This is a genomic window from Amazonocrinis nigriterrae CENA67 (assembly GCF_016056305.1).
Lineage (GTDB): Bacteria > Cyanobacteriota > Cyanobacteriia > Cyanobacteriales > Nostocaceae > Amazonocrinis > Amazonocrinis nigriterrae.
In genome coordinates this window covers 50,641-61,951 of sequence record NZ_JAECZC010000032.1, presented here as the reverse complement: position 1 = coordinate 61,951, position 11,311 = coordinate 50,641, and the positions used below count along the sequence as shown (strand labels likewise).

General features: G+C 42.4%; 13 protein-coding genes. 9 read left to right on the top strand and 4 right to left on the bottom strand.

Annotated features, from left to right (window positions below):
* Window positions 1-53: 53 nt before the first annotated feature.
* Window positions 54-413 (bottom strand): hypothetical protein, encoded by a 360-nt coding sequence (locus I8748_RS17570; RefSeq protein WP_198125858.1) that lies wholly within the window; start codon window positions 411-413, stop codon window positions 54-56.
* A 1,080-nt stretch (window positions 414-1,493) separates the two neighbouring features.
* Complete coding sequence (locus tag I8748_RS17565) at window positions 1,494-1,718, bottom strand: hypothetical protein (RefSeq protein ID WP_198125857.1); 225 nt, start codon at window positions 1,716-1,718, stop codon at window positions 1,494-1,496.
* A 480-nt stretch (window positions 1,719-2,198) separates the two neighbouring features.
* Here I8748_RS17565 and I8748_RS17560 point away from each other — a divergent pair, with 480 nt between their 5' ends.
* A complete protein-coding gene (locus I8748_RS17560; protein WP_198125856.1) occupies window positions 2,199-3,182 on the top strand; it encodes a tetratricopeptide repeat protein in 984 nt (327 codons plus the stop codon).
* A 277-nt stretch (window positions 3,183-3,459) separates the two neighbouring features.
* On the opposite strand, the gene I8748_RS17555 is transcribed toward I8748_RS17560, so the two are convergent.
* On the bottom strand, window positions 3,460-4,404 hold the full coding sequence (locus tag I8748_RS17555) for a putative 2-dehydropantoate 2-reductase (protein WP_198125855.1): 945 nt from the start codon (window positions 4,402-4,404) through the stop codon (window positions 3,460-3,462).
* Window positions 4,405-4,554: 150 nt separating this feature from the next.
* Here I8748_RS17555 and I8748_RS17550 point away from each other — a divergent pair, with 150 nt between their 5' ends.
* The 4 genes from I8748_RS17550 to I8748_RS17535 all read left to right on the top strand — a co-directional run bounded on the left by I8748_RS17550 (window position 4,555) and on the right by I8748_RS17535 (window position 6,799).
* Window positions 4,555-4,956, top strand: coding sequence for a fasciclin domain-containing protein (locus tag I8748_RS17550; protein WP_198125854.1), 402 nt, complete (start codon window positions 4,555-4,557; stop codon window positions 4,954-4,956).
* 338 nt (window positions 4,957-5,294) lie between these two features.
* Window positions 5,295-5,630, top strand: a complete 336-nt coding sequence (locus tag I8748_RS17545) for a hypothetical protein (RefSeq protein ID WP_198125853.1) — start codon at window positions 5,295-5,297, stop codon at window positions 5,628-5,630.
* Window positions 5,631-5,832: 202 nt separating this feature from the next.
* Window positions 5,833-6,153 carry a quaternary ammonium compound efflux SMR transporter SugE gene (gene sugE / locus I8748_RS17540; RefSeq protein WP_198125852.1) on the top strand — a complete coding sequence of 107 codons (321 nt, stop codon included), beginning with the start codon at window positions 5,833-5,835 and terminating at the stop codon, window positions 6,151-6,153.
* Window positions 6,154-6,214: 61 nt separating this feature from the next.
* Complete coding sequence (locus I8748_RS17535; RefSeq protein WP_198125851.1) at window positions 6,215-6,799, top strand: Uma2 family endonuclease; 585 nt, start codon at window positions 6,215-6,217, stop codon at window positions 6,797-6,799.
* Window positions 6,800-7,033: 234 nt separating this feature from the next.
* Here I8748_RS17535 and I8748_RS17530 read toward each other — a convergent pair whose 3' ends face one another.
* On the bottom strand, window positions 7,034-7,711 hold the full coding sequence (locus I8748_RS17530; protein ID WP_198125850.1) for a DUF305 domain-containing protein: 678 nt from the start codon (window positions 7,709-7,711) through the stop codon (window positions 7,034-7,036).
* A 454-nt stretch (window positions 7,712-8,165) separates the two neighbouring features.
* Between I8748_RS17530 and I8748_RS17525 the strand changes: the two genes are divergently transcribed.
* The 4 genes from I8748_RS17525 to I8748_RS17510 all read left to right on the top strand — a co-directional run bounded on the left by I8748_RS17525 (window position 8,166) and on the right by I8748_RS17510 (window position 11,303).
* Window positions 8,166-9,140, top strand: coding sequence for a cysteine synthase A (locus I8748_RS17525; RefSeq protein WP_198125863.1), 975 nt, complete (start codon window positions 8,166-8,168; stop codon window positions 9,138-9,140).
* A 182-nt stretch (window positions 9,141-9,322) separates the two neighbouring features.
* On the top strand, window positions 9,323-9,655 hold the full coding sequence (locus I8748_RS17520; RefSeq protein ID WP_198125849.1) for a (2Fe-2S) ferredoxin domain-containing protein: 333 nt from the start codon (window positions 9,323-9,325) through the stop codon (window positions 9,653-9,655).
* A gap of 54 nt (window positions 9,656-9,709) precedes the next feature.
* The gene (locus I8748_RS17515) at window positions 9,710-10,612 is read left to right on the top strand and encodes a DUF5331 domain-containing protein (RefSeq protein ID WP_198125848.1); all 903 of its coding nucleotides are present in this window, start codon (window positions 9,710-9,712) and stop codon (window positions 10,610-10,612) included.
* Complete coding sequence (locus tag I8748_RS17510) at window positions 10,593-11,303, top strand: SDR family oxidoreductase (protein ID WP_225896459.1); 711 nt, start codon at window positions 10,593-10,595, stop codon at window positions 11,301-11,303. The genes I8748_RS17515 and I8748_RS17510 overlap by 20 nt, the downstream gene beginning before the upstream one ends.
* Window positions 11,304-11,311: the final 8 nt, after the last annotated feature.

Sequence of the window (11,311 nt, the reverse complement as noted above, 5' to 3'; positions counted from 1 at the left end):
CCCAACCCCAGAGGGGGCCCCAAAGCCCCCCATCTCCTCATCTCCTCATCTCCTCATTCCCCAGGCAAAATGTCATTAATGTTGATTATCCAGGGGATACCTTGATTGACTGGAGAAGTAATACTAATGTTGGCTTGGTTGGCAAAGCGTTTTAACTTACTGGCTAAGTGGGGAACTGTTGTCATGATATGCTGGTAGCTTTCGATATCATGACAAATCATAATTAACATGAGAATGCCACTATTGACTTTGAAATACCAGTGGCAACTAGATAACAAAATGCGTACTATGCGATCGCACGCTAAGTAAAATCTTCTTTTAATTACTTCTTCGAGTTGGCTAAGTAGTATTTCACTCATTAGCCTTGTTTTATGTGTAGGCAAATCATCAGGAGATAGATATGGTTGTTTCATAGTATTTCACCCTTTTTGTTGGCTGATGATTGATGACTGATGACCGTTAACTCTTGACTCGATTAAGGAGGCAAGTTTTATATCTAATAGCTTATTAATCTGAGTTCATTCGTGAATTACATCAGATTTTTAGCAAGTCTCATGTGAGATTTATTCACTCCTATAGGACTTTTTATATAATTGACATTGGGTTTTTGCTTATTTTCCTCATAATTCTTTAGCAATTAATCTATAAAAATAAATAATTTGTAGTCCTTCTTAAAATAAATTGGGCTATAAAACGGTATCGGAGTGTTACGCAAAAACAATTAACATGAACCCTTCAGGAACACCTAAGGTGAACAAGTAATACCAATTCTCTAAAATTCGGCAACAGATTCAAACCTTGAAACCTAGATACAATTTGAATTTCTTACAGCTATTTTCATTTGAATATAGGACTCATATTTGAGTTCTGAACAAAACTCAGTACACTTTTATTCCTTCTTACTGTTCCCCGTTCCCTGTTCCCCGTTCCCTTCCTACGCAAATGTTTTCAGGAATCAAATCGGATTCCTATAGAACACAACACCCATCTCCAACTCCCCTCTCCTAAAAGGCGCTACCGTGTACACACAAGTGCTATCTGCAAGGATTTGAAGCATCCTAGACTCTTTAAATTTTGATTACGAGTGCAGCGATCGCAAGGCTAAGTAATCGCGCGCATCCCGTGTTTGTTGCGATTGCTACTCTTCGAGAAGGCTTCCGCCTACGTCGTTCCTCCTCGCTGCGGACAGGCTGACCTCAGTAATCCAACAGTCCTTAGCTCAATGGTAAAACCAAGTTTGAGGTGAGATTTCAAGATTTGTGTGTACACGGTAGCCGCATCGGAGAGGGGCTTTAAAATCCGTGGTAAAGAGCGAAAAATCGAGCTTTTGAAGCCTCTCTCCTTGAAGGAAAAAGTTTGGAGAGGGGTTTTTTAAATCCGTCGAACTCACGTTGTTTAAGCATCCACATTCTAGCCGTCACATCATCGAATGCATTTTTTGTCTTTTTTATCAATTATGCTGACTTTCTTGACTTTTGTTATCCGCCTACCATCTACATTACAGCCATGTTAAGAAAGATGTGGGTAATGGATAGGGTCGTGGGGGCCCCAAGTTCTCCTGCTCCCCTGCTGCCTAATACCATTTCACGAAAAATCTGATACAAATTTTTTCTCCCCTGCTTGCCTGCTTGCACGGCAGTTGCTCCACTTGGGGAGCCACTGCGTTGGGCGGCTATGCCGACAGCCAAAGCACGTGGCGTGACACCCCAAGACCGCACTGCCTCCTAAATGTATCAACTTTAAAGTGAAACGGTTTGAAGAAGGCAGAAGGCAGGAGGCAGAGGGCAGAAGGTTCTTTTCAGAAGGGGATTCAAACCCCTCCTGAAAAGGAGCCACCTTTCTTGAAATTTGGTGGGGGTCTTAAACCCTTGCTCCCTCCGGTCGCGCAGATGGTTCGGGCACTCAGGAGAAGGGATAAATCCCTTCTGCCTTCTGCCCTCTGCCCTCTGCCTTTCTTGATAAACGGTAATCTTCAGGTGGAAAAGGAGTAGCCAGGATTAGTTCATAAAAGATTGACATTGAGCGCATTCTTAGAGATACTTTTAGGCTGCTGAACCTGAATTTAAGGATTACTGAATATCGCCTCAATGGGAATTTTTTTGATTCTTGGCTGCTATTTATGGCGGATGTAGGCATAAACCAGTGAAAGACCGATTTAGGAAGTAAACATCAACTACAATTAACACTCGCTATAAATAATGAGCCAAAACACTATCCTTAGTAACTTAAATAACATTGATTCTATTGAGTTTTATAAGCAGAGTTTGAAAATAGCCGTCAAAATAGGCGATCGCACAGAGGAAGCCAAATCTTTATGTAAGTTAGCTAATGCTTATCAATGCTTGGGAGAGCAAGAGCAGGCAATTAAATATTATCAGCAATGGCTTGATATATCTAGAGAAAGTCTTGACAGCAATGCCCAAGCCAAAGCCTTGTCTGGGTTAGGCAATGCTTACCAATGCTTAGGAAAATTAGACCAGGCAATTGAGTATTACCAACAGTGGTTGGCTATAACCAGGAGAATAGGCGATCGCACCGGTGAAGCCATTGCCTTAGGTAGTTTGGGCAACACTTATGAATCCTTGGGATATTACCAACAAGCAATTGAGTTTTACCAACAGTGGTTAGAGATAGCAAGATTAACAGACGATCGCACAAGCGTTGCTATTGCTTTAGGCAATTTGGGTAATACTTATGAGTCCTTGGGGCAGTACCAACAAGCAATTGGGTATTACCAGCAGTGGTTAAATGTAGTCAAATTAACGGGCGATCGCTCCGCAGAAGCCATTTGTTTGTCTGGACTAGGAAATGTTTATGACTGCTTGGGACAGTACCAAGAGGCAATCAAATTTTATCAGCAGTCTTTGAAGGTCAGAAAGCAAATTAGCGATCGCGCTGGAGAAGCTAACGTCTGGTTTAATTTAGGTCTAGTTTTAGAAAAAATCAATCAAGAATCTGGGGCTATTGATGCCTATCGCAATGCTCGCAGACTTTATCAAAAGATAGGATTTAATCAGAGTGTGCAAGATTGCAATGATGCCATTGAGCTTCTGGGAAAAAACCAGGCCACGCCCAATGGCAAGCCGCTTAGTGTCTACGCATCATCTCGCTTCTGGCTGTGGAAATGGTTAAATAATTTGTTGCAGTTGATCAAAATGGGTTCTAATACCGATTCTCCGTGAACAACTACTTAGTTGAGTAATCGTCATCAACTGCGTACATCAGGACGAATGAAAACTCTTTGTACGGGCAGTCCGTTCAAGTCGGGGAACCCGCCCAAATCGCTGCCCTTGTCTCAGTGCCTTTGTGGTAAAAAAGAACCACAAAGACACTAAGACACAAAGTATTTTTAAGACTGTCAATCACGGGAAAATCCCACAACCAAGCATGAAAAAGGTTCCTACCCCTACTCCCTAATCCCTACTCCCTACTCCCTTTTTTAAGACAGGTTGGGTTCTTTTAGCCCTCACGTTGGTTTTGTGCATCCAGAAACTTCAGCTGGTGGTACACACAGCTAATCTGTGGTAAATCTGCGCCTGCTGCTTGGGCTTTCCGTAATGGATTGCCAAAAATTGCTTCTATTTCTAAGGGACGGCATTCATCGTAGTCAATTTTCATACTGGTGCGGTAAGGCTTCATTTGCAGAGTGTAATCAAGCATTTTTTGCACAAAACTATCAGGAATGTTGCGCCCCATACTGTTGGCTCCTAGTACCACTTCATACATTAATTGTGCAATTAATCTGTGGGTGTACTGATCGGCCATTAGTTTATCTGTTGTGGCATTGAGAATTACAGAAAGCCCATTGTAGGGGATATTCCACACCAGCTTTTTCCAACGTCCCAATAGTAAGTCTTCAGTCAATTCAATGGAAATACCAGCACTTTTGAAGTCGTCGCTAAGAAGCTGCATGTTTTCTGTAATTCCGGCAGGAGAATATTCACTGGTATACTCTCCTAAAATAATTTCGCCATAATCTATGTGGTGGATATGTCCTGGCCCCACTTTATTGGAACACAAAAAGCACAACCCACCAATCACCGTGACATTGCCAACAATTTGGGCAACTTCCTCTTCTATACCAAGTCCATTCTGCAATACCAACACTACCCCATTTTCTTTTACCACAGGGGGCAGCAATTTTGGCAGTAAATAATTTTGTGTTGTTTTTAAGGCAACTACCACTACATCGCATTGTGGCATCTTCTCTACGTCGTGGTAGGCATTGACTTGAGTCAGGGTAAAGTCGCCTTCTTTAGACTCGATGAATAAACCATATTCGTTGACGTGTTGGTAATCACTCTTGAGCAAAAAGTGGGTATCCAAACCAGCTTTTTGCAATCTGGCACCATAAAACCCGCCTAATGCACCAGTTCCCAGGATGGCATACTTGCGATCGCGCATTTGTTTGACAAAAGGATTTTCTCAGGATGATCATAAACTTGTGCGTAGTTTATTCACCAACCTGTTTACATTGACACTTGATTTTTTGTCATAAAAATTAAACTTGCTTCACTTTAATTTAAAATTTTTGACAGAGTTTAAGTGAAATATATGGCTGATATTGTCGATATTGCAGTAAGCAACGATTCTTTCAAAACGCTGGTAGCGGCTGTACAAGCTGCTGGTTTAGTAGAAACATTAAAAAGTCCAGGGCCATTCACTGTCTTTGCACCAACTGATGATGCATTTGCCAAGTTACCACCGGGAACTATACAAACTCTGTTACAGAATATTCCTCAACTAACACGAATTTTAAAGTATCATGTCGTTTCTGGAAAGCTGTTACAGGCTGATTTAGCAAAACTCGGTACAGTAACTTCTGTTGAAGGCTCAACGATTAAAATTAATACTTCTGATGGTTTTGAAGTCAAGAATGCCACTGTTTTAGCAGCAGACATCGAAGCTGATAACGGTGTAATTCACGTTATCGATACGGTGATTTTGATGGGTTAATTTTCTGAAGGTGGGTAACACCCACCTTCTTTTTGCCTGATTGTTAAGGATTAACTATTAGTAGTATATCGTGTACTTAATTTACACATATTTTGGTGCGCGGCATTCAATAGTCAACAGTCCAAAGCCCCGATTAACCTTGACTTTTGACTCTTGACGACGTTCACGAGTAACTATGCAATTTTAAAGCATAATACCTGATGAACAATTCATCATATAATTAAATTTATGTTATATACTGAAAGTAACTACTTTAGATATATGCTAATCTCAGTTGAGAAAAATATAAATATATTGAATTTATTATTTTTGAATGTTGACATTAACCCCACAAATTGATGCTCGATTTCCAAACTTTAGCTGAGTTCTCCCGTACCAACTGTGTAAGCATTTGTGCATTTCTTGTCCCAGCCAACTTGCTTGCCACATTGTTGACAATCATCCTGACAGCAATAGGTCGGCCAACATATCAGGTATGGCAAGCTGTTGGAATTGCCAGTATTTTCGCAGTGGTGATGGTATTGCATGTATATACGTGGTTTATCATTGGTGTAGTGATGGCTCCCACATATATCTTGCTGTGCCTAGCAATCACCTGTTTACTATCAAATTTGGCTGCAATTCTTTTTCAAAGACGCCACGTTAACAACCTTAGTCTTTCTAACAACACTTGAAATCAACAGATTACTATCCAAGACACCAACAATCAAAAAATACTGCTTGCTTGGCATGAAAAGATTCATGGAAAAATCACCAGTAATCTGCACTGCAAAGTTTACAGCGTGTAGTATTCATGCTGCCTTGATATTAGCGACGAGGAAGCGATCGCAACTCCACTAACAGCTTCAAGTTTTGCAACATGCAGGAGAAGCAAATATGGCATGGGTTTATCTTGTGATTGCTGGTTTGCTTGAGATTGCATGGGCGATCGGTTTAAAGTATACACAGGGCTTTACTAAACTAGTTCCAAGCATCACTACTATTGTTTGTGTGATATTAAGTTTCTCCTTGTTATCACTATCACTTCGTACCTTGCCAGTGGGCACTGCCTACGCTGTCTGGACAGGTATCGGAGCTATTGGGACAGCTGTGCTAGGTATAGTTCTGTTTAGAGAACCTGCTACTTTGGGGCGCATGATGTGTATTAGCTTGATTGTGGCAGGCGTTGTAGGACTGAGGTTTGTGTCTTCCCACTAGAAGGTGGCTACACCTGGGTTTTTGCACGAGAATAAAAATAAAAGCCAGTTGGTTAGGTATTATGCTTTCATCTCCCTTGGTGTTGCAAATTCCGCCATCAATGCAAATGACAGACGAACAGTTCTTTGAGTTCTGCCAGATTAATCGGGACTTACGCATTGAGCGGAATCAATTTGGAGAGATATCAATTATGTCACCCACAGGTGGGACGACAGGGAATCGGGGAGGTCACATATTTGGTCAGTTGTGGGTGTGGTCAGAACAAGATGGTACAGGTATAACTTTTGACTCTAGTACAGGATTTCAGCTATCAACTGGTGCTAACAGATCGCCTGATGCTTCCTGGATGAAGCTGGAACGGTGGAATGCTTTGTCTTCAGAACAACAAGAAACATTTGCACCCATTTGTCCAGATTTTGTAGTCGAACTCAGATCCCCCAGCGACAACCTTCAACCTTTGAAGGAAAAAATGGCAGAATACATCAAAGAGCCAGGAATACAGTTAGGCTTGTTAATTGACCGCAAGCAACATCAAGTCTATATTTATCGTCCTGGATTGCCAGAAGAATGTTTGGATAATCCTGCTACTGTTAGCGGTGACCCTGTACTGCCTGGGTTTGTCCTAAATATGAGTAAAGTTTGGTAGCTAAAATATTGTACCATTTGCTTTATTGCAATGGTGGGCACTATATATTGGTTCGCGCAAACCCTTATTTTGAGGTTTTCGGCAGTGCCCACCGCAGGGTTAATTGAGAATGCTGCATAGCAGCCAATGGATTTTAGGTTATACCATTTTACTCAATCACTGATACAAATTCTTTCACCCCTGCTCCCCCGCGCCCCTGCTCCCTATTTGTATCAACATTAAAGTAAAACGGTATTACTGACTGTACCAGGCTTTTCGCCACTGCTGCATTTGGTTAATTTCTGTATCTTGTGCTTTGATAATTTCTTGAGCTAATTTCTTGATTTCAGGGCGTTTGGAGTTTTTCAAGGCATCTTGTGCCATTGTTACAGCCCCTTGATGGTGAGGAATCATAGCATTAATAAAGCGCAAATCAAACTGAGCATCGGCTGCACCCAAGTCCTGAGTCATCATCATGGCTTTCATTTGCTCAGATGACATTGCCATCATGTGACCCATTTTACTGTGATAAGCCATTGGTTGATTTCCGGCTTTGGGATACCAAGCTTGTCGCCACTGCTTCATCCGAGTAATTTCCTGATTTTGGGATTTGATGATATTGTCTGCTAGCTTTTTGATTTCAGGACGTTTAGATTTTGTCTGCGCTTCTTTAGCCATTTCCACAGCCCCTTGATGATGCGGTATCATAGCGTCGATAAACCGTAAATCGAAGTTAGCATCAGCTGGGCCTAAATCCATTCCCATGCTGTGGTTTAGCACCTGCTTGTCGCTAGTATTGGTAGTGGTTGTGTTTGGCGCTTGGCTTTGGTTCTGGGAAGCGGTATTGGAACAGGCTGTTATTAAGCCGTTGGTTGAGGCGATCGCTACAAATGTCAACGCCAAAAAGCCATTTTTCAATAGACAAAATTGCATGAGTCTGATCTCACAGTTTCCTAATTCAATATTCACTTCTTAGCTTGCCACTCAGAAATGAAATCAATATGAAATGCAGATCAGATCTCATGTTGCTATTGCTACCAAAACTTCCACCAAGGATGATCTAGTAGTTCACCACGCAAATTTTGACTCTTGGAGACCGCTTAAAGGGAAAAGGGGAAAGGGAAAGAAATTAAAAACATGCGCCCCTTTTCCCCTTACCCAATCCCTGTGCCTGTCAAAATCTTTTTGGCAGGCTACTAGATGCGATCGCTTGATACCAGACTTAGTTTTGAATAGCAGTCAAGTGTAACAGCAATTTTTCACAACAAACCGCTACATTTCTACGCACTTGTGTTGAGAATAGAAATAGGCGATCAGCATCAGGCTGTAAATCATGCCACCGCTATCAGCCAAAATTTTTATAGGTAAGAACACAGGTAGAGTCAGAATGGATATTAAAAATGGCTTTGTTGGCACAGTTGGTAATACACCCCTCATTCGTTTAAACAGCTTTAGTGAAGAAACAGGCTGCGAAATCCTCGCTAAAGCCGAATTTCTCAATCCTGGCGGTTCAGTCAAAGACCGCGCCGCACTTTACATTATCCAAGACGCCGAAGAAAAAGGTTTGCTCAAGCCTGGTGGCACCGTCGTAGAAGGAACCGCTGGTAATACTGGCATTGGATTAGCCCATATTTGCAACGCCAAAGGCTACAAATGCCTAATTATTATTCCCGATACCCAATCACAAGAAAAAATAGATGCATTGACAGCATTAGGGGCAGAAGTTCGTCCCGTCCCTGCTGTACCTTACAGAGATCCAAACAACTATGTCAAGCTATCTGGCAGAGTTGCCGCTGAATTAGAAAACGCTATTTGGGCGAATCAGTTTGATAATTTAGCCAATCGTCGCGCTCATTACGAAACCACAGGCCCAGAAATTTGGGCCCAGACAGATGGTAAAATTGATGCATGGACAGCTGCAACCGGTACTGGTGGTACTTTTGCCGGGGTGGCGTTGTACCTCAAAGAACAAAATCCGGCGATTAAATGCGTTGTCGCCGATCCACTGGGTAGCGGACTTTATAGTTATATCAAAACTGGCGAAATCAAGATAGAAGGAAATTCCATCACCGAAGGAATCGGTAACAGTCGCGTCACAGCCAACATGGAAGGCGCACCCGCTGATGATGCCATCCAGATAGATGACAAGGAAGCTTTGCGGGTTGTTTACCAACTACTGCAAAAAGATGGTTTATTAATGGGTGGTTCGACGGGTATTAATGTTGCGGCTGCTGTTGCCTTGGCAAAGCAATTAGGGCCAGGACACACCATTGTTACCATCTTATGTGATAGTGGTTCGCGCTATCAATCGCGGATATTCAACCGTGAATGGCTGGCCTCAAAAGGACTGTCAATAGATTAGTCATCAATGTTAAGAGGGAATTGGGAATTGGGAATTGGGAATTGGGAATTGGGAATTGGGAAGAAAAAACTGTTGCCTGTTCCCGCTCCCATTGCGGGCTTGGACATTAGTCATACACTCAGACTTTTGACAACTGACAACTGACAACTGACAACTGACAACTGACAACTGACAAATGACAAATGACTGACATTACGAAAACATCTAACTTTCCACAAACAGACCAACCAACTTTTCCTAAGTGTGTGCGGGTTTGCCAAAATCGCACTTGTAAAAAGCAAGGTGCTGCAAAGGTATTAGTAGCTTTTGCAGCTTTGCCAATCCCAGGTGTGACAGTGATGGCTAGTAGCTGTTTGGGACAATGCGGTAATGGGCCGATGCTTTTAGTATTGCCTGATATGGTTTGGTATAGCGGCGTTCTACCCGAAGAAGTACCTCTAGTGGTAGAACAACACTTATTAGGTGGTCAAAGAGTCAAACAGATGCTTTACCATCGGTCTCATCCGCACGGATAAAGTTAATTAAAAATATACAGGTCTGCACTATTGTTGTCTGAAGTGAGGCATCCGATGAACATTCAGCAGCTACGACAATCTTTAAAACTGAAGTGGCTGAGTTACTACGAACAAAATCGTTCTTGGTTGGTCAAAATGCGAGTTTGGGGGACGTACGATGGTCTGCGGCGTCCTTCGTCTGGTTTTATTTTGGCTACTATGTCTGTTTTAGAAGCTCAGTTTGATGAAATACTAGCTTTTATTATGGAGCTAAATAATAATCCTGATGAAATAGTTGCGGCTTTAGGCCTCAACTTTAATCCCGATGAAGAATTAGATTTAATCAATTTAAAGCATTCTCTAGCTGCTAACCAAGTTGAAAGTGAGTCTCTACAAGAGAAACCTTGTGAGGATAAACATGTAGCATCGGTTGCTGTGACTCAAATTACTCACCAATCTCCAACTTCGGCGTTACATACCCAAAAACAGCCTTTGGAATTGGCAAGGGCGTATAAGCCAGTAGTATCATTTACAACTAACGCTGGGGTTACTCGCACTCAAAAACCAGTGCCAGCGATGGCTATTGTAACTAAGATTGCTCCCCAGTCTCTTGGAAGGACGCCACACTCCAACAAGCAGGCTTCTAGTTTAGTAGATCAAAATCAACTAATGAGATCAACAGCAGCATTGCTAGAAGTGACTAACGATATTACCATTAATCGCAAATCAGTGCGATCGCTAGAAATTACCACCGAGGTTCCTGTCATAGCCAAAACCCTGCCAACATCGGCATTAGCTACCGAATTCACCGTAGTTAAAGATGTTCACACCAACGGCAATGTGAAGGCGCAACCACCAGACATTCCCAAGAAAGTAAATTTATCTGCTAGCACTAATGCCCGTAGTCTAGCGTCTTGGGTAGATGAATTTTGCCAGGGTGTGACATGGGATCGAGTGGATGCTATCTCAATCAAATAAGGAAAATATGGTCAAGCGCATCGTTATCACTGGTATCAGCCGAGGTCTTGGTTATGCTATGGCTGAGCAGTTTATTCATCAGGGACACACTGTTTATGGTTGCGTTCGTTCAGAAATTGCTGTGGAAAAACTACGCCAACAGTTTGGTTCGCCCCACGATTTTGCTGTGGTAGATGTCACCAATGAACAGCAAGTCCAAACTTGGGCACAGCATTTACTCAGCCAATATCAACCACCAGATTTGCTGATTAACAATGCGGCAATTATTAATTATTTAGCACCTCTGTGGGAAGTTCCTACTGAGGAGTTTTCCCAGCTAATTGATATCAATATCAAAGGAGTTTTTCATGTAATTCGCCACTTTGTCCCAGCAATGGTAGCAAACAAACACGGCATCATAGTTAACTTTAGTTCTGGCTGGGGGCGTTCTACATCCCCTGAAGTTGCACCATACTGCGCTTCCAAGTGGGCAATTGAAGGGTTAACTCGTTCTCTAGCTCAAGAATTACCCCCTGGGATGGCTGCTGTTCCCCTCAATCCTGGAATCATTAATACTGATATGTTGCAAATCGGTTTTGGAAAAGAAGCGGCTGATTACCCATCTGCTTCCGAGTGGGTAAAAAAAGCAGTTCCCTTTATCCTGCAATTGCAACCCACGGATAACGGGGTGCCTGTGTCTGTACCGGAATGAGGCAGGGG

Bases quoted from the DNA above. Each gene is read 5' to 3' on its own strand.
- I8748_RS17570 (WP_198125858.1), bottom strand. From the start codon at position 413: ATGAAACAACCATATCTATCTCCTGATGATTTGCCTACACATAAAACA.
- I8748_RS17560 (WP_198125856.1), top strand. From the start codon at position 2,199: ATGAGCCAAAACACTATCCTTAGTAACTTAAATAACATTGATTCTATT.
- I8748_RS17555 (WP_198125855.1), bottom strand. From the start codon at position 4,404: ATGCGCGATCGCAAGTATGCCATCCTGGGAACTGGTGCATTAGGCGGG.
- I8748_RS17550 (WP_198125854.1), top strand. From the start codon at position 4,555: ATGGCTGATATTGTCGATATTGCAGTAAGCAACGATTCTTTCAAAACG.
- I8748_RS17545 (WP_198125853.1), top strand. From the start codon at position 5,295: ATGCTCGATTTCCAAACTTTAGCTGAGTTCTCCCGTACCAACTGTGTA.
- sugE (WP_198125852.1), top strand. From the start codon at position 5,833: ATGGCATGGGTTTATCTTGTGATTGCTGGTTTGCTTGAGATTGCATGG.
- I8748_RS17535 (WP_198125851.1), top strand. From the start codon at position 6,215: ATGCTTTCATCTCCCTTGGTGTTGCAAATTCCGCCATCAATGCAAATG.
- I8748_RS17530 (WP_198125850.1), bottom strand. From the start codon at position 7,711: ATGCAATTTTGTCTATTGAAAAATGGCTTTTTGGCGTTGACATTTGTA.
- I8748_RS17525 (WP_198125863.1), top strand. From the start codon at position 8,166: ATGGATATTAAAAATGGCTTTGTTGGCACAGTTGGTAATACACCCCTC.
- I8748_RS17520 (WP_198125849.1), top strand. From the start codon at position 9,323: ATGACTGACATTACGAAAACATCTAACTTTCCACAAACAGACCAACCA.
- I8748_RS17515 (WP_198125848.1), top strand. From the start codon at position 9,710: ATGAACATTCAGCAGCTACGACAATCTTTAAAACTGAAGTGGCTGAGT.
- I8748_RS17510 (WP_225896459.1), top strand. From the start codon at position 10,593: ATGCTATCTCAATCAAATAAGGAAAATATGGTCAAGCGCATCGTTATC.